Annotated in this window: 20 protein-coding genes and 1 other RNA gene; 5 read left to right on the top strand and 16 right to left on the bottom strand. The window is 64.8% G+C overall.

Annotation, left to right across the window (positions count from 1 at the left end; genetic code table 11):
- Positions 1 to 52: 52 nt before the first annotated feature.
- Positions 53 to 766, top strand: a complete 714-nt coding sequence (locus ACNSN7_RS10235; protein ID WP_418282179.1) for a diphthine--ammonia ligase — start codon at positions 53 to 55, stop codon at positions 764 to 766.
- 15 nt (positions 767 to 781) lie between these two features.
- Here the strand turns inward: ACNSN7_RS10235 and cdd are convergent, their stop codons facing one another.
- The gene (gene cdd / locus ACNSN7_RS10230) at positions 782 to 1201 is read right to left on the bottom strand and encodes a cytidine deaminase (RefSeq protein WP_418282178.1); all 420 of its coding nucleotides are present in this window, start codon (positions 1199 to 1201) and stop codon (positions 782 to 784) included.
- 288 nt (positions 1202 to 1489) lie between these two features.
- On the opposite strand from cdd, the gene ACNSN7_RS10225 reads away from it, so the two are divergent.
- Entirely contained in the window at positions 1490 to 2323 is an 834-nt protein-coding gene (locus ACNSN7_RS10225) for a hypothetical protein (RefSeq protein WP_418282177.1), read from the top strand.
- Positions 2324 to 2380: 57 nt separating this feature from the next.
- Here ACNSN7_RS10225 and ACNSN7_RS10220 read toward each other — a convergent pair whose 3' ends face one another.
- The 5 genes from ACNSN7_RS10220 to ACNSN7_RS10200 all read right to left on the bottom strand — a co-directional run bounded on the left by ACNSN7_RS10220 (position 2381) and on the right by ACNSN7_RS10200 (position 7145).
- Positions 2381 to 2971: a GNAT family N-acetyltransferase gene (locus ACNSN7_RS10220; RefSeq protein ID WP_418282176.1), complete on the bottom strand. Its 591-nt coding sequence runs from the start codon at positions 2969 to 2971 to the stop codon at positions 2381 to 2383.
- A gap of 113 nt (positions 2972 to 3084) precedes the next feature.
- On the bottom strand, positions 3085 to 3831 hold the full coding sequence (locus tag ACNSN7_RS10215; RefSeq protein WP_418282175.1) for an MBL fold metallo-hydrolase: 747 nt from the start codon (positions 3829 to 3831) through the stop codon (positions 3085 to 3087).
- A 46-nt stretch (positions 3832 to 3877) separates the two neighbouring features.
- Positions 3878 to 4990 carry a PAS domain-containing protein gene (locus ACNSN7_RS10210; protein ID WP_418282174.1) on the bottom strand — a complete coding sequence of 371 codons (1113 nt, stop codon included), beginning with the start codon at positions 4988 to 4990 and terminating at the stop codon, positions 3878 to 3880.
- A 78-nt stretch (positions 4991 to 5068) separates the two neighbouring features.
- Complete coding sequence (locus ACNSN7_RS10205; RefSeq protein ID WP_418282173.1) at positions 5069 to 6994, bottom strand: ATP-dependent DNA ligase; 1926 nt, start codon at positions 6992 to 6994, stop codon at positions 5069 to 5071.
- Positions 6995 to 7016: 22 nt separating this feature from the next.
- On the bottom strand, positions 7017 to 7145 hold the full coding sequence (locus ACNSN7_RS10200; RefSeq protein ID WP_418282172.1) for a hypothetical protein: 129 nt from the start codon (positions 7143 to 7145) through the stop codon (positions 7017 to 7019).
- A 58-nt stretch (positions 7146 to 7203) separates the two neighbouring features.
- Between ACNSN7_RS10200 and ACNSN7_RS10195 the strand changes: the two genes are divergently transcribed.
- Positions 7204 to 8751: a glutamate-cysteine ligase family protein gene (locus ACNSN7_RS10195; protein ID WP_418282171.1), complete on the top strand. Its 1548-nt coding sequence runs from the start codon at positions 7204 to 7206 to the stop codon at positions 8749 to 8751.
- A gap of 77 nt (positions 8752 to 8828) precedes the next feature.
- On the opposite strand, the gene ACNSN7_RS10190 is transcribed toward ACNSN7_RS10195, so the two are convergent.
- Positions 8829 to 9164: a 30S ribosomal protein S10 gene (locus ACNSN7_RS10190; protein WP_418282170.1), complete on the bottom strand. Its 336-nt coding sequence runs from the start codon at positions 9162 to 9164 to the stop codon at positions 8829 to 8831.
- 297 nt (positions 9165 to 9461) lie between these two features.
- Between ACNSN7_RS10190 and ACNSN7_RS10185 the strand changes: the two genes are divergently transcribed.
- Positions 9462 to 9908 (top strand): bis(5'-nucleosyl)-tetraphosphatase, encoded by a 447-nt coding sequence (locus ACNSN7_RS10185; RefSeq protein ID WP_418282169.1) that lies wholly within the window; start codon positions 9462 to 9464, stop codon positions 9906 to 9908.
- Between the two features lie 333 nt (positions 9909 to 10241).
- Here the strand turns inward: ACNSN7_RS10185 and ACNSN7_RS10180 are convergent, their stop codons facing one another.
- The 3 genes from ACNSN7_RS10180 to ACNSN7_RS10170 form a co-directional block, all read right to left on the bottom strand.
- On the bottom strand, positions 10242 to 11120 hold the full coding sequence (locus ACNSN7_RS10180; protein WP_418282168.1) for a hypothetical protein: 879 nt from the start codon (positions 11118 to 11120) through the stop codon (positions 10242 to 10244).
- 307 nt (positions 11121 to 11427) lie between these two features.
- Positions 11428 to 12153 carry a DNA-methyltransferase gene (locus ACNSN7_RS10175; RefSeq protein WP_418282167.1) on the bottom strand — a complete coding sequence of 242 codons (726 nt, stop codon included), beginning with the start codon at positions 12151 to 12153 and terminating at the stop codon, positions 11428 to 11430.
- 56 nt (positions 12154 to 12209) lie between these two features.
- Entirely contained in the window at positions 12210 to 12959 is a 750-nt protein-coding gene (locus ACNSN7_RS10170; protein ID WP_418282166.1) for a DNA methyltransferase, read from the bottom strand.
- Between the two features lie 59 nt (positions 12960 to 13018).
- On the opposite strand from ACNSN7_RS10170, the gene ACNSN7_RS10165 reads away from it, so the two are divergent.
- Entirely contained in the window at positions 13019 to 13270 is a 252-nt protein-coding gene (locus ACNSN7_RS10165; RefSeq protein WP_418282165.1) for a winged helix-turn-helix domain-containing protein, read from the top strand.
- A gap of 400 nt (positions 13271 to 13670) precedes the next feature.
- Here ACNSN7_RS10165 and ffs read toward each other — a convergent pair.
- The 6 genes from ffs to ACNSN7_RS10135 all read right to left on the bottom strand — a co-directional run bounded on the left by ffs (position 13671) and on the right by ACNSN7_RS10135 (position 19373).
- Positions 13671 to 13982: signal recognition particle sRNA (gene ffs, locus ACNSN7_RS10160), an RNA gene on the bottom strand.
- A 69-nt stretch (positions 13983 to 14051) separates the two neighbouring features.
- Positions 14052 to 14468, bottom strand: a complete 417-nt coding sequence (locus ACNSN7_RS10155) for a DUF7548 family protein (protein ID WP_418282164.1) — start codon at positions 14466 to 14468, stop codon at positions 14052 to 14054.
- Positions 14469 to 14604: 136 nt separating this feature from the next.
- The gene (locus tag ACNSN7_RS10150; protein WP_418282163.1) at positions 14605 to 15465 is read right to left on the bottom strand and encodes an inositol monophosphatase family protein; all 861 of its coding nucleotides are present in this window, start codon (positions 15463 to 15465) and stop codon (positions 14605 to 14607) included.
- Positions 15466 to 15549: 84 nt separating this feature from the next.
- A complete protein-coding gene (locus ACNSN7_RS10145; protein WP_418282162.1) occupies positions 15550 to 15696 on the bottom strand; it encodes a hypothetical protein in 147 nt (48 codons plus the stop codon).
- 61 nt (positions 15697 to 15757) lie between these two features.
- Positions 15758 to 18124 (bottom strand): ATP-dependent DNA helicase, encoded by a 2367-nt coding sequence (locus tag ACNSN7_RS10140; RefSeq protein ID WP_418282161.1) that lies wholly within the window; start codon positions 18122 to 18124, stop codon positions 15758 to 15760.
- Positions 18125 to 18170: 46 nt separating this feature from the next.
- Positions 18171 to 19373: an MFS transporter gene (locus ACNSN7_RS10135; protein WP_418282160.1), complete on the bottom strand. Its 1203-nt coding sequence runs from the start codon at positions 19371 to 19373 to the stop codon at positions 18171 to 18173.
- Between the last annotated feature and the right edge of the window lie 39 nt (positions 19374 to 19412).

Genomic DNA, 19412 nt, shown 5'->3' with positions numbered 1-19412 from the left:
CTGGAGACGCCGTACCGCTGCCGATTTACGGGCGGTTGACGTACCGGGTCCAATGACCGACGCCTGGGTGAGTCTCTTTTCGGGGGGTAAGGACTCCTCGTGGGCGCTGTATCGCGCGCTCGAGGAGGGACTCGACGTCTCCCGGCTGCTCACCGTCCATCCCGAGGGCGACTCGTACATGTACCACACGCCGGCGACGCGTCTCGCCGGGCTCGCAGCCGAGAGCATCGGGATCGAGCTCGTCGAGGTCGCGCCGGACGATTTCGGTGCCGACGACGTCGACGACGCCGGCGCGCAAGGTGACGCCGAGCTCGAACCGATGGAGGCGGCGATTCGCGACCTCGCCGCCGACGTCGACCTCGCCGGGGTCACGGCCGGCGCGGTCGAAAGCGAGTTCCAGACGAGCCGGATCCAGGGGATGTGCGACCGGCTCGGGATCGACCTCTTTGCGCCGCTGTGGCAGGCGGACCCGGTCGACCTCGCCGAGGCGATGTTCGACGCGGGCTTCGAGATCCGGATCGTGCAGGTCGCCGCCTACGGACTCGACGAGTCCTGGCTCGGCCGCCGGTACGACGAGGAAGCCCTCGCGGAGCTCCTCGAACTGCGCGAGGAGTACGGCGTGCACCCGCTCGGCGAGGGCGGCGAGTTCGAGACGTACGTCGTCGACGGCCCGCACATGGACCGCCGGATCGACTTCGCGTACGAGGTCGTCTGGGAGGGCGATCGCGGGCACGTCCTCGTGACGGACGCGACCTTGGAGCCGTAGCGAGCGCGGTTCGCGTTACGCGTCCCCGTCGGACGCCTCGTCTGCAGCCGCCAGCGTCGCCAGCGAGATGGTGTTCGGCAACAGCTCGTCGAGGGTGTACTCGCTCGTCTCCCCGTCGCCCTCGTCACAGACGATCGCGAGGTCACCGTCCGCGAACTCCGCGAGGGTCTGCCGGCACATTCCGCAGGGCGTGACCCCGTCGCGAGCGCCGGAGACGACGACGAGGCGTTCGAACTCCTCGTGCCCGTTCTTGACGGCCTCGGCGATCGCGACCTCCTCGGCGTGGAGGCTGTTCGAGTAGTTGGCGTTCTCGATGTTACAGCCGGTGTAGACGGTTCCGTCGGCGGTCAAGAGCGCGGCACCGACACGGTACTCCGAGTACGGGACGTAGGCGTCCGCGAGCACGTCTCGCGCGGCCGTCAGCAGTTCATCCATATCCCTCGGTGCGGCGGCGTTCGGATAAGCGTACCACATGTCCGTCCGACCGCGAGGGGACGGGACGCGGTCTGGCAGTGTGCGGTATGTAGTGTGGTGTGGCAGTGTACGGTATGTAGTGTGGTTTGGCAGTGTACGGTATGTAGTGTGGTCTGGCAGTGTTACGGTATGTAGTGCGGTCTGGCAGTGTTACGGTATGTAGTGCGGTCTGGCAGTGTGCGGTGTACTGTGTGACGCCCACGATCGCGGTCGGTAAACTTACCGGACCGCTCCGTCTACGGACGACCGATGGTCGACGACGACCGATCCAACGATGCCGCCGCTCCGCGCGGGGATGGCGACCGACCCGACGGTGGGCGAATCCCCGACGGTGACGTCATCGAAGCGATCGAGTCCACGACGCTCGCGGTGGCTCGCGAGGAGCTCACGACCACGTTCGAGTATCAGGTCCAGCGGCTCCGGGAGATCGACAACAAAGCCATCGAGATACTCAAGGCGAACCTTCTTCTGATCGGCATCGTCGTCACCGGCGGCTCCGTGCTCGTCCAGACCGAGCTCCCCGTCGCAGTCCTCGTGAACGCGTTCACGGTGACCGGCGGGCTGTTACTGCTCGTCTCGACGGGGCTAGCCTCCGTGACGTACACGTCGTCGAACCTTCGGGGCGGTCTCGACGCCGACGCCGTCGAGGCGGCGATCGACGCCGATATCGCGGAACGAGGCGGTCGACAGCCGGATCCGACGTTCGAGGAGCGCCTGTTGCGGAGCTACGCTCGGTGGATCTCCTACAACGCCCGGATGATCGCCGTCAACGACATCCTGGTGACGGTGACCGTTCTCCTCGTGTTCGTCGCGTTCGTCTACGTGGTCGCGGGCGTTATCGCCGCCGCGCTGGATCCGACGTTCCTCGTCTCCGCCGCGGCGTTCGTCCTCGTCTCCATCGTCATGAGTTCGTTCACGTGGATCGCCTACCACATGGATCACATCGGCCCGGAGCCGGACCACCTCTCGGGAACGTTTCGCGGGGTCCGACTCTCGAAGGGAGCCAGCCGTCGTCGAGGCCTCTCGACGCTCCGTGACATGCTCGGTCGGTCGCCCTCGGATCCCGACGATTCGGAGGAGTGACCGTTCGCGGCCGTCACGCGGGGTGGCGCTTCGCCGGAGCCGCCCGCACGCTTCGCGTTACCGTCCGGTGTCGTACTTGTACGTCGCCGTCTCGGGGTCGATCCCGAAGTCCTCAGGCGACTCGGTCGACTCCGATTCGACGTCGTCAGCCTCCGCCGGCGCGTTCTTAAACGCGTCCCGCAGCCGGTCCGCCATCACGAACTCGTCGACATCGATCCGGAGCCCGACGACGTCCTCGTCGACCGTCTCGCGTTTCGTGGCCAGTCTCTCACGAAGCGGGTCCGGGAGGTCATCGTCGTCGAGGGGGGTGAAACCGAACTGCGTGAGGTAGTCGGCCTGATCGGTCAACACGTACACGGTCTCGAACCCGTCCGCTGCGGCGGTGTCGACGAGCCGCTCGACGACGTGTGCGCCGACGCCGTGGCCGCGCCACGACGGCAACACGCCGATCCCGGTGAGTTCGATCAGCTCGTCGCCGTCCGCCGTCTTGTGGATCCGGAGTCTGCCGAAGCCGGCGCGTTCGCTCGACTTCTCGTCGACCGCGATCACGTAGTCCCGCGAGCGAAAGGCGGCGTCGTCGAGCCCCATGCGCTCGATCTCGTCCAGTAACCACGCCTCATCCCGGTTCTTGGCGTCGCGGACGTACATGGACGCGCCTACGACCCCCATCCAGAAAACGGTTCCCACGCGACTGTGCCCCACGACCTCGATGCCGTACTCCCCACGACCTCGATGCCGTACTCCCCACGACCTCGATGCCGCTACTGGTTTGCCGAGCGTTCGTCGAGCGCGACCGGGATCGATCGGGAAGCGACGTCGCCCGCGAACGCCTCGCCGTCCGCTTCCAGCGTCGCGAACGTGTCGTAATGGATCGGAACCACGAGGTCGGGGCCCATCCGCTCCGCCAGATCGGCGGTCGCGTGACGGTCGGACACGATCCCGCCGCCGCCGATGTTGCCGAGGAAGACGTCGACGTCGAGCTCCGCGAAGCCGTCGAGCGCGTCGGAGTCGCCGGGCCAGAAGACGGTTCGACCGCCAAGCGACAACAGGAACCCGCAGCCGAGCCCCGGCGGATGCGTGAACGTCCCGTCGTCGTCCGCGTTCGGCCCCTCCGGATCGTTGTAGGCGGCGACCGACCAGACCGTCGCGTCCGCCGAGGGGTCGGTACGATGGTTACCGACGTCGACGCACGCCTCGTCGTCGACGCGAACCACGTCGAAGTCGACCGCGAGGTCGTCGACCGGCTCCACGTCCCGATCGATGCCGGCGGCGTCGACGGCCTCGTAGATCACCAGCGTCGCGTCCTCGTTCGCGACCGACCGGATCCCGTCGGGATCGTAGTGGTGATCGTGGGTGACGACGACGAGGTCGCCGTCGCGGGCCCAGTAGTCGTCCAACACGCCGTATCGCCCCGGGTCCGTGTACGCGACGAACCCGCCCGCCGTCTCTATCCGGGCGGTCGCGTAGCCGAGCCACTCCACCGTGAGGTCGTCGTATCGAACGGTCATATCGATCGGTGCGCTCGCACCGCCTTGAGCGTGGCCATCGACGGCGTTACCCGCCGTCATCGACGGGTGGTCGTCTCGCGTCGTCGATGATCGACCGGAAGCTCGGGTATCCCGCTCGGCCGGTCACGTCGCGTAACACGGAGAGGTGGCGTCCATCGAGGACGTTCGGGGTCGCCGCGAACTCCACGACCCTCCGGTCGCCGCCGTCGCTGATCAGCGGGAACAACCCCCTCTCGTGATCGGAGGCGTGGAACCGGTCCCACGACGCGGCGACGTCGTACTCCTCGGGAGCGAACTCCGCGATCGAGCGGCCGATCAGTCCCTCCACGGTCTCCGTCCCGAACAGGTCGACTGCGGCGGGATTGACGTCGACGTACCGCCCGTCGTCGTCGGCGATCACCATCGCGTCCATCGCGCCCTCGAAGGCGGCCCGAAACAGTTGGTCCCGCTCGTGGCGTTCGGTGACGTCGCGGGCGAACACGAACTGCCCGGCGGCCGACGGGTACGCTCGAACGTCGTATCGAGTCCCGTCGACCGTCGTCTCGATCGCGGTCCGCTCCCCACGGTCCATCGACCGGATCAGTTCGCGTTCGAGGTCGGTCCCGGAGATCGCGGGAACGTCGGACAGCCCCCTCCCGAGCACGGACTCCCGAGAAGCGCCGAACAGGTCCTCGGCGGCGCGGTTGCAGTAGACGAGACTCCGATCGGGGTTGATCGCGAAGACCGCCTCCGAGACGTCGTCGAGCACCGGCGGGACCCGCCCTGTGATCGTTCGTCCGATCCGGCCGTCGCGCCGCTCGTTCGCGATCCGACGGATACGGGACGCGAGCAGCGCCTCATCTCCCGGCGCGTTTCGGGGAACGTATTCGACTCGGTCCGACGCGAGCAGCCCCCGGACCGTCGACTCGGAGAGCCGGTCGGCATACACGACGACCGACGGGAGATCGACACGGTCGAGGGCCGCCTCGACCGACTCCACGACGTCGGTTGCGTCGTCGCGGGCGACGACGACGGTCGATTCGGCGGTATCCGTCTCGGGTATCTCCGAGACCGACTCGACCGTGATGACCTCGTCACCCGTCGACGTGAGCACGTCCACGAGCGCGTGTTCACGTTCGGAGTCGTCCACGACGAGCACGACGGGAGGGTCGGAATCCATCACCCACCGATACTGTCGCCGTTCATTTCAATTGTCGGTCGACGTTCGACGTTCGAATTCACGCTTTGACGTTCGAGATCACGCCTCTGACGGCCCCTCGGAGCCTCCCGCGAGACGCTCGACCCGGTCGAGCGTGTCGGCGTCGCCGACCCCTTTGTCGTCTCGAACACCGACGAATCGGGGGAATCGGAGCGCGTAGCCCGAGGAGTAGGTCGGCGAGGTCTGGATCTCCTCGTAGCCGACTTCGACGACGACCGACGGGCGGATCGAGAGCTCCGTTCCGGACTCCCCGACGACGTGCTGTTCGAGTCGCTCGGTCAGGGCCGCCAGCTCCTCGTCGGTCACCCCGGTCGCGACCTTCCCGATCGTCGCGTACCCGTCGTGGTCGCCGTCGAGAGCGCCGCCGTCGTGGTCGTCGTCGAGAGCGCCACGAGCGCGGGCTCGCTCCCGCGTACCGTTCTCGTCGCGGACCGCGAGCAGGAAGGTGCCGAACAGCTCCGCTCGCCGTCCCTCGCCCCACTCCGCACCGACGACGACCGCGTCGAGCGTCTCCACGTCCGGCTTCCGCTTCAGCCAGCTCCGACCGCGGTCGCCCGGCGTATACGTCGATCGGGGATCCTTCAGCATGATCCCCTCGTGACCGGCGTCGAGCGCGTTCGCCTCGATCCGCTCGATCGCCTCGACGTCGTCGACGGTTCGGACCGCCGCGGCGGCCTCGGGGAGGACACCTGCCAACCGATCGTGGCGGACCCGGAACGGCTCCTCGAGGAGATCGCTTCCGTCGGCGTGGAGACAGTCGAACGCGTGGAGCCGAAGGGTCACGGTCTCGCGCATCCGGTCGACGTCGTGCTTTCGCCGAAAGCGTCGGAGCACCTCCTGGAACGGGAGGGGATCGCCGCCGTCGTCGACCGCCACCACTTCCCCGTCGAGGATGACCGGCACGTCGACTCGATCGGCGACGTACTCGACGATCTCCGGCAACGCGGCCGTGACCTCGTCCATGTTTCGCGAGTAGATCCGGGGTCCCAACCCGCTCGCCGCACCCGTCGAGTCGGGCGGCACGTAATGGATCTGGACGCGTGCACCGTCGAACTTCGTCTCGACCGCGACCTCGCCGAACTCCGCCACGGCGTCGCCCGCGGTCCCGGCCTGCGCGAGCATCGCCTGTACCGGGCGGCCGACGACCAGTCGTTCCGCGTGTAGCCCCGACACGCCCTCGTCGCGGGCGAGCACGGCGACGTGCCCGTAGTCGTTCGTCACCTGCAACGCGCGTTCGACCGCCGCGATCCGGTCGGCCGTCGCGTGGGTGACGGGTCCGTCTTCAGTGACCGCTCCGTCTTCAGTGACCGCTCCGTCGTCCGGATGGGTGCCGCCGTCCGATCTCCCGTCGACGTCACCGTCAACACCCCTCGCGGCCGGATCGGCGAGGAACGCCTCCGCGATCGCGTCCCGAACCGTCCCCTCGCCGACGCCGATCCGCATCTCGCCGAGCACGAGCCGCGCGAGGAGCTTCGCCTCCGCCGGATCCGTCCGGTTGAACAGTCCGAACAGGACGTCGAGCTTGCGCGATTCGCTTCCGTCTCCGTCGACCGCGGCCAGCTCGCGGAGCCGGTCGTCGACCTCGGAGACCGTGAGCGACTCGGTCCCGCCGGCGAACGCCGAGAGTCCGCGCTGGCCGCCCAACTCGAACGCCGCGGCGACCGCACCGATCTCGCCCCGCTCGGCGAGTCGGTCCTCGACGTCCTCCTTCGTCACGTTCGGGCCCGCAGCGCGGGCGATCGCCTCGCGACACAGCGCGGGACCGACGTCGAGCGTTCGAGTGTCGTGTGCCGGGAACACGCGCCCGAGCAGGAACCGGGTGGCCGTGGCGAGCTCGTCGTCCGAGTCCGCGGAGGGACCGCCGCCCGCATCCACGAGGAGGTCGGCGACCGCCGCCGTCGTTTCGAGGTCGGCCGGCTCCGCTTCGAGCCGCTCGACCCGATCGGCGAGCACGGAGAGTTGCATACGCCGACTCCATCGTCCCCGCTCAAAAACGCCCCGGTGCGGCGGCTCCCTCCGGCCCCATCGTCGGATCCGAATCGACGACCACGTCGTCGAGCAGCGATGTCCGCGTCACCGTGTGGCCGGTGACGACCGCGTCACCGTGTGGTGACACTCACCGAACGCGGGATCGGTCGCCGCCCTTTTTAATATCCGGAGCCGTCGACCCGGTCATGAGCACGGATCCGGACCTCGCTTCGGGCGTTCGAGACGCCCTCGACGTCGACGCCGACGCGTTCGCGGCACGCGCCGAGGAGGAGGCGGAGGTCGTCAAACAGGGACTCGGAGACGGCACGTTCGACAATCAGCAGTCGATCGTCGGCTTCGAGTACGAGTTCTACGCGGTCGCTGACGGCCGCTGGAGCGAGGAGTCGAGAGCCGGCGAATACGCGCTGATGCGCGTCCCACGGCGACTGCTGGAGCTGATGGGGTTCGAGAAGGAGCTCGGCCTACACAACGCCGAGATGTCCACGAGTCCACAGCCGCTTTCGGACCACGGACTTCGTGCCCAGCTCGCGGAGGTCCGCGCGCGACTGGAGGCCGCCGAGAACACCGCGGGCGTCGAGGGAATGCGGCTCGTCTCCGACGGGATCTGGACGATTCCGCCGGCCGGCGAGACCGCACGCGGATACCTCACCGACAGCGTCGAGGTCGACGGCGTCACCATCGCCGCCAACATGAGCGACGCCGTTCGCTATCACGCGATGGCGAACACGGGGACCGACGGGTCCGCGTCGGTCACCATGGAGGCACCCGGCGTGTCGCTGGCGGCGGACACGGTGATGCCGGAGAGTCTCATCACCTCGATACAGCCGCACTATCAGGTCGCACAGGCGGAGACGCTCCCGGTTCACTTCCGATACGCGCTCCGGATCGCGGGGCCGCTGTTGGCGCTCGGCGTCAACTCCCCCTTCTTCCCACCGGATCTGTACGACGACGACTGGGACGGCGAGCGCGTGCTCGTGGAGGGTGCCCAGGCGAACCGAGTCCACGTGTTCGAGTCGGTGCTCAACGCGCGAACGGCCGACGACAAGGTCCGGTTCCCGCGGGACGTACACGACGTCGAGGAGGCCGTCGACCGGATCGCGAGCGACGACACGATCGTTCCGATGCCCGACGGCGACGGAAGCGACCGCTTCGACGACGCGTTCGCCACGTTCCGAACGAAACACGGCACGTATTGGCGGTGGGTTCGCCCGGTGTTCGAAGGCGCGAGCCGGTCGAGCGCGAACGCCCGGATCGAGTTCCGGCCTATCGCCGCACAGCCGACCGTTCGCGACTCGATCGCCTTTCAGGCCGCCTTCGCCGGGCTGATGGAGGCGCTCCCGCGGCGAGAACACCCCGTGATCGGCCTCGACTGGACGGTCGCTCGGGACAACTTCTACCGCGCGGTCGCCGACGGGCTCGACGCCGACCTCGAATGGCTCGGGCACGACGGCAGGCGAACCCACGACACGGACGCCGTCTACGACGATCTTCTCGATCACGCGGCCGCCGGGCTCCGCACCGCGGGTTGTTCGTCGTCGGAAGCGGAGTCGTGGCTCGCGCCGCTCCGGTGGCGCGTCGAGAACCGGACCACGCCAGCGAGTTGGAAGCGCGACCGGGTCCGATCGCGGCTCGCCGCCGGTGAGGGGTTCGAGGAGGCCGTTCACGGAACCCAACGCGAGTACATCGGAACGCAAGCGGAGACGTTCGTGGACGGCGGGTTCTCGGCGTGGTAGAACGGGAGGATTTGGAGACGAGAGAACGGACGGGAGGCGACGTAGGCGAACGGACGGGAGGCGGAGACGTACAGGTCTCAGCTGTCGCGACGATGGCCGAGCGGTTTCTTCCGATCGACTTCGACCTCGACGTGGATCGAGTCGGGGAAGTCGCGACCCACGACCGCCCGTGCGATGTCGTCGGAGCCGTGGATCTCCATCGAGCGTTTATATACCGTGTAGCTCCACGGGGCGAACTCCTCGCCCGTTCGGAGCCGTTTATATAAGGGGACGCGGACGGTTTCGGACGGGTCGGCGTGTGGGCCCTTACACTCCGCACCCTTCCGTTCGATCGTCGATTTGAGATCTCCGACGGTCTCCGTGAGGACGTCGTGGTCGCCCGACTGGAACGTGAGTTTCGTGACGAAGGTCATGACTGGGGGTCGTCCGTGGATGGTCGCCCGAGGCCTAAAAACGCATCTACCGGCACGTCGGCTGGGAGAGCGACGCACGACCTGCCGGTTCGGTGCGTCTCCGTCCACACGCGCCTCCGTCCGCTTCGGAGCATCCGTGCGAGCGTGGCTCGTGACACGCGTGGCGGGCGACAACGACATATATACGACGTTGTACGCGTCGGATACGGGGCCACAGAGCGACGGAGAGCGGCGGAAACCCGCGAGGAACCGGCGAGTCCGACACCCTCTTTAACGGGGGTAGCTTACCTGACGGTAATGACGGTCGAAGCGACCAGCGCTGGAGCCATCCTCTTCCGCGACACCCGCGGTGAACGGGAGTACTTACTCCTGAAGAGCCGACCGGGGGACTGGGAGTTCCCCAAAGGCGGGGTCGAGGGGGACGAGGAGCTCCAGCAGACGGCTATCAGGGAGGTGTCAGAGGAGGCCGGAATCGAGGATTTCCGGCTGATCGACGGCTTCCGCGAGGAGTACGACTACGTGTTCGAGGCGAACGGAAACACCATCCACAAGACGGTGCACCTGTTCATCGCTCGCTCGTTCGAGGCGAGCGCCGAACTCTCGAAGGAACACCGCGACCTGCAGTGGCGCGACTACGACCAGGCGATCAACACGATCACCCAGGACGGCCCCCGCGAGATCTTCGAGGAGGCCCACGAGTACCTCGACGAGCGGAAAGACGAGGAGTCGGGCGAGTACGTTTAACATCCTCCCCGCCCTGAACAGTAGTTGCCGAATCAGTTCGTATCAGCCAACGATCTGTGTTTATATGACTGATAAAGAACTATATAAATAGAACTCACCGAGTTCGACGATACATAGCCTCGACATGTGCTGTATTGAGAGGCTCGGCAACTACTGTAAAGACGGGAATTTCTCCTTCGTTCTTGCGTAGCACATTGTTGATAGAGCCCTCTGGCGACTTTGAGATGAGCACAACGGAGTAAGACCTTGTGTTACAGCAGCTCTGACGGCCAGCTACTGAGTGGGATTAGCAACGGAACACCGATTCAACCTTCATCAGAAGAGCGACCTACATCATACGACATCTGAGATTCTAGAAAACTGAATGGAATGTGTGGTAAGCGTGATTGAATTATTGTACTCGTTGTAAATCTCTTTCTCGATCATCCCGCCGTCCCGGTCACGATACTGGAGGTTGTGCCACCAGATATGTTTTCGAACTTCGTCATCGTTGAGGTCCCCATACTTGGTCAACACGTCAAATAACACCTCTGCGAAATAGAGATCGTCAAGCTCTGGCAGATCCGGGGAAGGATTACTTGGCGAAGGGAACTCGTTCGGGAAGACAACGACATCAGGAATGACGCTACCTTCATCCGTAACCGCACCTGCCGGCGGGTCTCGGATGATCATATAGCTAGGGTACGCTTCCTGATTGAATCCCCACCGAACAGCGCGGTTGATCACCTCATTCAAGCGAGATGCGGGAGATTTGGTATTCCGAGCGTTTCGCTCAGACCAGAGCATCAGAATATTCGTGTTGGAGGGAACGAGCAGATGACCGATTGATTGTCCTTCTCCACCTTTAACGTCCATTGCGAACGTCTCATCATTATCCAAAAGACGCCCTTTGAAATCGATTCGTTCACTCCCTCGCTGGTCAACGTATGTGAGGTAGCCTTCTTCTTGCGCTGGTTCGAGGAATACGTCTCGCACAATGTCCTCGTTATCCGCGCCGTGTCCCTGTCGGTATTTGCCGCCGAGAGAGAACACGGCATCCCTTAGCTCTCGGTTATAATCCTGCGGGGAGATAGACTCCTCGTCGAATATCTCTGGGTGTTCCTCGTGGAGGTGTTCGACAACCTGTTTCACTTCTTCGAGCGTTGCTTCTCTGTCTTCAGTCCCTAAGTCAGTAAATCCGAGACTCTCAGTCCAAGGATCGTTATATACCACATAAGAATACGGTTGCTATCGGTAAATAAACAATAAATCCGCAAATACCGATACATAGGTGAATGGCGTGCTATTCTATTCCTAATATTAGAACCGAGGACCGGCTAAAGAGACAGATGTATCGAAAAGTACCCCGAACCAGAAGGGGATCTGGATCACTATTGCCACCGTCACCATCTCGCAGAAGAGCTACAAGATAATGGGTACTTCCGTAAACGAGAAGATCTTCTCTCTGACGGGACGAATCTTACTGACTTCGCATAGAGCCAATTTAGCTCTCACTCCCGTCCAGCTTCTAGAAAATAGCTCAGAATTCGGTTATCGAGTGCTGTTCAAGCGGAGAGAGTCGTTCTTCGATAACCTCGCTAAATTCCTCGTTCAACTCATAACCGACACACTCGCGGCCAAGGTCAAGAGCTGCGTACGCAGTCGTTCCACTTCCAAAGAAGGGATCAAGAACCTTGTCCCCAGGGTCTGAAGACACTTCGACAATTCGGCTGATAAGCGAAATCGGATACGGTGCCTTGTGTAACACGTTCTGGCCCACAGAGCCGCGCTTCACCGGGTGACGCCACAAGTTCCCCAATCGGTGTCCTTCCTCAACTGCTGGATCTTCCTTCCCGTTAGAACCCTGCTCCGGGTTGAACTTATGCCCCTTGTTCTTCGAGAGATAGACAACATACTCCTTCTTGTTCACAACGTTTCTCTCAGTCATCCCGGCAATAGCCGTCGGCTTGTACCACGTTATCATATCCTGAAGGATGAACCCGAGATCTTCAGCCCGTTCAGCAATATGATACGGGAGAAGCTGGAGTTGTCCCCTTTCCATCACCGTATCGACGACAACCCACATTGTGCCATCAGCTGCGAGTTTGTCATAGCATTCAGTCCAGACCTTCTCCATCCGGTCATGGTACAGCTCATACGACTCGTCAGCTGTCCCAATCTGTTCTTCGTGACCGTAATCCTTCAAATCCCAGTACGGTGGCGACGTAATAACCGACTGTATAGAACCGTCGTCGACGGCTTGCATATCCTCACTGGACGTCCAATGAATCTCCAGTCCCTCGAACGATTCAATACCAGACATCACGCCACCTCACGTCTAACCGTCTCAATGTCAAGGACTTCTAAAACTCGACCATCTCCTTCGACTGTTTCATGGAAAGAGCTGTCACCACCAACAAGGTACACGGTCTCTCCTTCACTAGAGCCGACGAGAACACAACGACGAAGAGCTTCCTTCATCGGGAGGGGACCGATCTGGTCTACGGACTGGTCGTCAGACTGTGTGCGATCTTCGTCAAGCCAAACGTTCCCCGGATCTTTCCCTTCTGAATTGTACCGCTGAACCGACGTATCGTGATACGAGCTATTTCCTTCTTTTCGCTCCCCGCCCCACTCATGGCCTTGGTACACGTGAGATACGCGGATTCTGTCCTTGTGGAACTGGTACTCTCGCTTGTTGCGAACAAAGAAAAGAATCTCATCATACGCACTCTCCATGTCACCACCGCGGTCTTCCCACGTGTGAAGAGAAATCATGTTTTTTAGCGTGAGATCAGACTCTTCGCGGGCGAAATCCGCTGTCGCCATTGAGACCGGCCACAATCGCCCGTCTTGGTACTCGTTCGGTGCAATAACCCAGAGAGTCTCATCATCAGTCATCCGCTCATAGATAGACTGCCAAAGACCCCTCGTCTTATCTAACAAATCGTCTAACGAAGAAGCATCCGAAACGCAGCCGGAGAGGTCAACAACGTACATCTGGTTATCTACTCCATCTGTAACCGGGGAACTTGAGTGCTTCATCTTTTCTATGATTACATAGGTTATCACCTATGCATAGGTAAATAAGTATGTATAGCTTATCACCGACGCTATCAAACTCTCGGGCAATGGGGTTGACGCTGACGGACGCGAAGCGAAAAATTCTCTCTCTACTCGAAGAAGAACCCAAACACGGCTACCTACTCGCAAAAGACCTCGGCGTACAGGGGTCTACCATTTACGAACACCTAGAGCAGTTAGAAGACGCCGGCTACATCACCGGAGAACAAGACGGGCGACGGAAAGTATACTCACTCACCGAACGAGGAGAACTCACCCTCGCCGCAGAACGAGCAGGCCAATCCGAGGACGAAAACTAACGAACCCACTCTTATCAATCGAAATCGTGGTGGAAATATCTCCCGTCAAAGTCGTGCGCAGTCGCTTGAGTCACAGCGTTACGCCGGCGAATCTATTGGAGCAGGTCAGCTGCGATCGATTCCGACCCAAACACATACCGCGGAATCATTCGTGTCGGGCACCGCTAACGCGGTGTCCTTGTCCTCTTCGACTCGACAGCGACAATTCAACAGTATCAACAATCTCCTACTGAAGAGCGTTCTCCTAGATCCCCCGTAAATCGCCGCAGCGGCCACAGTGAGTGCGGAGACGCATCGACCGCCATGCATCGCGTTTTTTTGATCGGAGCGAGTGATGCATGGCTGCCGGAAGGATCGTATTCGTAGCCGCCGGGCTCGTCGGTTCGAGATCCCGTATGAATGGTGGACGAGCGGGCTTGCCCGGCGTACCGGCACGGGGTATCCCGGTTGCCTTCTCCACCCCGCGACCCGACGAGCGACGGGCGTTCAGCGATGGGCTGCTCGCTTCCGCGCCTGACCCGTTGCCGCCGACGAACCACGACGGATCGCTCCTGCGAGCGAGCGTCGTGGACCGCTGTCCCCGTCGGACGAGGCTTCCACGTTGGCTTCCGAGGCCCGCGCCGGCCGGTCCGGACGTGCCCGGTGTTCGGTCCCCGCTGAAGACTACCTCACGGGTGACGAGCGGGGCCTAACCGCCCGACCTAGTCCGTTCGGGAGTACACGAGTCCGACATAAGGGCCTTTCGTTCGTCGGTCCCGCCGGCTCGTGAACGCGGACCGACCTATTCGAGCAGTTCCCGTGCGTACAGCCCCGCACAGACTGGTATCGGTATCGCGGCCGCGATCACCGCGAGCGAGTGCCACTCGATCCAGCGGTACGTCGCCGGGAAGCCGAACCGGACGGTCGGATCGATCGAGAGCTCCCAGACGACCGCGAGCAGAACCGTCGAGACGCCGAGGACGACGACGACGCCGGCCAGCGTCCCGGGGTCGACGTTCCCTCGCTCGATGGACGCGAACACGACCGCGCTGAGAAGCGCGAACAGTCCGACGCCGCCGGCACCGATCGGGCCCGCGGCGTAGTACGCGAGGATCAGGTCCTGCTGCTCCGCGATGACGACGTACGGTGCGACGAGGACGAGCACCGTGACGACGGAGGCACCGATCCCGGCCACGCGAGCGAGCTCGCGAACGTTCATACCGGGCGGTCGGTCGGAGACGCGGTAAAAGGACCGGATTCCGGTCGCCGTCGCCGCGTCCCTCGCCCCCGGGTTCCCGGCGGAGGCACTCTCACTGAACGGTCACGAGCGGACGCGTTCGTGTCCGGGTGCCCGCTCACGCTCGGCCGCGCTCGGGAGAGAACGCCTGGACCACCTGCCGGTGTGCGCTCCCGTTGGAGGCGACGAGTCCGGTCGCGCCGGGAACCCACCGATTCCCGTGAACGTCGGTAACCGTCCCGCCGGCGGCCCTGACGAGGCCGACGCCGCCGACCGTGTCCCACGGGTCGAGCTGGACCGTCGACACCGCGGCGTCCAGTTCCCCGCTCGCGACCGACGCGAGCGCGGACTGCGCACAACCGACCCGGCGATAGTCACCGAACTCCTCGAAGATCGTTTCGATCGCTCGCCGATGGTGCCGTCGAGCGCGGTCTGAGAAGCCGAAGACGGGGTTGATCGTGAACGATGACGGGTCCTCGCGGTCGCTGACTCGGATCGGCTCTCCGTTCCGTCTCGCGACCGGCTCGGTTCCGGACGGTGCATCGTCGACGCGCTCTTTTCCCACCGCGCTGCGGCTCCCGTCGAGTGCGGCCGCGGTGTACGTATCGCCGACGACCGGAAGGTGGGTCACGGCGGCGACGGGTTCGCCGTCGCGAGTGGCGGCGACCGCGACGGCCCAGACGCCTCCGCCGGCGACGTAGTTGTTCGTCCCGTCGATCGGGTCGACAACCCACGCGTACCCCTCCGCGGGAACGTCCTTGCGTGCGTCGCCCTCCTCGCCCACGAGCGGGACGTCGGGAGCGACCGACGCGAGCGACTCCGCGACACGACGTTGGGCCGCCCTATCGATCCGAGTCACGCGGTCGAATCGACCCGACTTCGTCTCGACGTCGAGTTCGGTCCGAAACCCGTCGAGGGCGACCGACGCGCCCTCCTCGGCGGCGACGATCAACGCGTCGAGAGCTCCGCTTTCATCCATACTTCCGACAGCGGTCGGGAGAAGGAAACGCTTCGGATCGGAGCCGTCACGGTTCTTTTAGGCCTGATCGAACCCCGCCGGCGGTCACTGTATCCGGTCGAACACGACGACGTGGTCCGTCTCTGCGGCGTGTTCGTCCGCGAACTCCGCCGCATCGGCGACGGTGTCGAGAACCCGTTCGGTTCGACACTCTCGACAGACCACGTGGAACGACCGCTGGGTGGTGTCCATGTCGGCCGTTGAGACCGACGCCCGTGTAGTTATTGGGTGCTTACCCGCGCCTCGTGGCTCATCACTCGTCGGACGGCTCGAACCGATCGAGCGCGATTCCGAGCATGTCCGAGCTCACCGGCTGGAACTCCGCTCGCTCGTGTGCCGGAAGGTACTGTCGGACGCCGTTCCACGACGCCCGCGCGTATCGGGCGTCGAGCAGCACGCGAACGCCGCGCTCGTTCGGTCCGCGGATCACCCGACCGACGGCCTGCCGCGCCTTCCGGACCGCAGGCACCGTGAGCGCGGTCTCGAACCCCGACTCGAACCGGCGGTCGTAGGCGGCCACGACGGCCCGGGTCCTCGGCCGGGCGGTGTTGATGATGGGGACCCCGCAGACGACCGCGGCGGCGAGGCGATCCCCACGATAGTCGACTCCCTCCGTGAGCGTCCCCCGGAGACTGGTGACGAGCACCTTCCCGTCGTCGGCGAAGAACTCCGATTTGAGCGCCTCCGTCTCCCTGTCGCCGGAGGACTCGTCGATCAACACCGGCTTGTCGAGCCGTCGCCGGAGCTCGTCGGCGATCCACGTCGCCTCGGCGTAGTTCGGAGCGCCGACGAGGACGTTCCCGTCCCGTCGAGCCACCTCGACTATCGCGTCGACGTGTGCGACCCGCGTGTCGTTGTCCTCGCCCGGTACACCGCGGTTCCCGTGGGTGAACTTCGGGGCGTCGACCGCGAAGCTCGCCCGGTTCTCCTCGGGGAAGGTGAGTCCATAGGTCCGCTCGACCACCGGTCTGCCGCTCCGTTCGAGGTGATCCAGCCCGGTCACGTCGCGGAACACGTCCATCGGCTCCAACGTTGCGCTCATCAGCACTCCGCCGCCGAACTCACCGAGTCTGCTCCCGATCGGCTCGCTCGGGAGGCAGTTGTACAGCGCGAGGCTCCCGTTGTACGCGCGCCGCCAGGAGTCCGGCGGCGCGGTCTCGTCGAACGTCCGTTCCAGGTCGATCGCCCGGAAGAACTCCTCGTGACCCTCCCTGTGCCACGCGTTGAGCGTCCGGCCGACGCCGGGCGCGGCGCGGCGCTTGTCGTCGTCCTCCAGCGAGTCCAACACCCGCTTGACGACCGCGCCGACCTCCGGAGCACGAGCCCACACTCGATCGTGGTACCCCTCTCCGTTCGCCCACGTCGTGATCTCGTCTTCGGCGGGCTCTTCGGGGTCGCGAAGGGGGATCTCCTCGTCCTCGAGCTCCCTCATCGACGCCCGCCAATCCGGTCGCTCCCGGTCGAGATACGCGGTTACGCGCCGGTCCAACTCGCCGCGGAGGTCGCTCACGAACGACCGAACGCGTTGCAACTCCTCGATCGTAACGTCGCTGTCGTCGAGTTCGCCGCGAACGAGGCCGGCGTTCTCCGATTCGGCTCCCTCCCGCTCGAACTCGACCGGCTGGACCACGCGGGTGATCTCCGCCTCCGCGTCCCGCAGGCTGGCGTCCGCCACGGCGTCGCTCACGAGGTCCCGAACCCGCGGTTCGAGCATGTGTGCCTCGTCGCAGACGACGAAGGTTGACTCGTCGAGCAGCGCGCCCGTGAACGTCGCCGTCGTCGTCGGATCGAACGCGTGGTAGTAGTTCCCGATGACGACCTCGACCTCGGGAACGAGCGCACCCATGATCGAATGGGGACAGCTCCCGTGGCCGGCCGCGAGTCGGACGAGCTCCGTCGGGTCGACGTGACCCCGATCGGTGAGATCGAACGGGACGGCCTCCGCCGGGTCGCCGTCCTCCGGCAGGTCGTCGAGGAATCCGGCGTAGAACGGACAGAACTCGGTGTCGCGGAACTCCTCGGTGTCGGGGCGGTACGGCGTCGGCTCGCCGTCGACGGTGAGGTAGTCGGCCGATCCGGAGTCGGAACCCGGCCCGTCCGGCGTCCCCGTCGCAGTGCCCGAGTCCATCAGTCCGAGCTGTTGGCTCCGGGCCTCGCTCACGAGGTTCGACGTCGTCGTCGGTCCGCCGTCGCCGACGAGGTTTCGAGTGCGATCCCGAAGCCCCTCACACCGTTCGTACACGTTCTCGCGGTCGATCCCGGCGCGGTTCTCCCGAGCGTACGGGCAGACGTCCGCCTTCCCGACGAGGGTGAGTCCGGATATCGGGTCGTACTCGTCGGGGAGGTTCTCGTTGATCGCTTGGAGGTCCGTCTCGAACTGGCGGAGCTGCTGTTTGACGCTGGTGAGCACGAACACGCGCTCGAACCCGGAGTCCGGATCGCGAACGCGGTCCAATCCGGCGGTTAACGCGAGCATCGTCTTACCGGTTCCACAGGCACCCTCCAGTGCGAGGAACCCGCCGTCCTCGGCGGCGTCGATCGCGGCGTCGATACCGTCGGCCTGTTCGGGGTACGGCTCCTCGTGGCCGAAGACGTCGGCCCACGGCGGCGCGTCGGTCACTACGCCGGGGTTGTGCCCGACCGGGTTTAAACCTTCAGAGCGCCGGTCACTCATCCCTCGGCGCGACGGCTCCGCCCGCACCGGCCGCAGTGGCACCGCCGGGCAGTCGACCGGCTATGTGGAGAACACCGAGGACGACTGCGACGGCGACGACGCCGACCGCACCGGCGACAAAGGCGGCGTCGAAGCTCGCGCGCTCCGCGGCGAAGCCCACCGCGCCGCTGCCGGTCGCTTCGAGGAACATCGCGAACCCGCTGAACACGGCGTAGGCGCTGGCGCGGTTGTCCGCGGGCAGCGATTCGAGCATGAAGGTGTCGATGGCGGGGAACATCGCGTGGATAGTCGCGCCCAGAAGGACCGTGACGCCGACGAGTGCGATCGCTCCCTCGGCGACGACGAGCGCGCCGAGCGCGACCGCGAACGAGACCATGATCCCGAGCAGGTAGGGGACGTGCGGGAGCCGATCCGCGAGTCGCCCGCCGAACCAGAACGCCGGGAGGCCCGCGGCGAAGACGACGGTGAGCAGGCCGTTCGCGAGCGTCTCGGAGACGCCCTTCGTCCCCACGAGATACGTCACGTAGAAGTTGAACACGCCCTGCCAGACGAACCCCGGCGCGGCGACGACGACGACTCCGACGAGGATCAGCGGCCAGTAGTCGAGCGCCGACCGGAAGTCCCGGTCCGCTCCGGCGGATTCGGGCAGCGGATTCCGGCGAACGACGACGACGAGTACCGCCGTCACCGCCAGCGCGGCCATCGCGAGCAGGTGGAACACGCCGCTCCATCCGGCGACGTACAACACCGCGACGACGATCCCCGGAGCGAGGACCGCCGCCAGCTGGCTCGCGGCACCGTGGATCCCGATCGCCCGTCCGCGGGCACCCGGAAACAGCTCCGCGACCAGCGGGACCGCGGCGACGAAGTACGCGCCCGAGGCGAGTCCGATGAGCAGCGCGCCGGCTTGAAGGGCCCGTATCGACTCGGCGGACCCGGTAAACGCGGCCGCCCCCGCGAGCGCGACGCCGGATCCGAGCACGACGTGGTGTCGAGGGACCTTCGTGAGCAGGTAGCCGACGGGGATCCGCGGCAGCGCGGAGCCGACCCACACGAGCGTCGTCACGGAGCCGACGACCGCGGTGCTCACGGCGAACTCCGCGCCGATTGTCGGCACGAGCGGCGCGAAGCCGACCCGACCGAGGTTGACGAGGAAGACGAGCCCGCAGAGGGTCCCGAAGAGCCGGCGTGTCACGTGTTCGTCTCGGCGGGCTGCCGTGACAAGGGTTGCGAA

The sequence above is a fragment of the Halorubrum rarum genome, from assembly GCF_048380895.1.
In the GTDB taxonomy this organism is placed as follows: Archaea; Halobacteriota; Halobacteria; order Halobacteriales; family Haloferacaceae; genus Halorubrum.
Note: the sequence above shows the minus strand (reverse complement) of the source record. Positions and strands in the feature narration are given on the sequence as shown.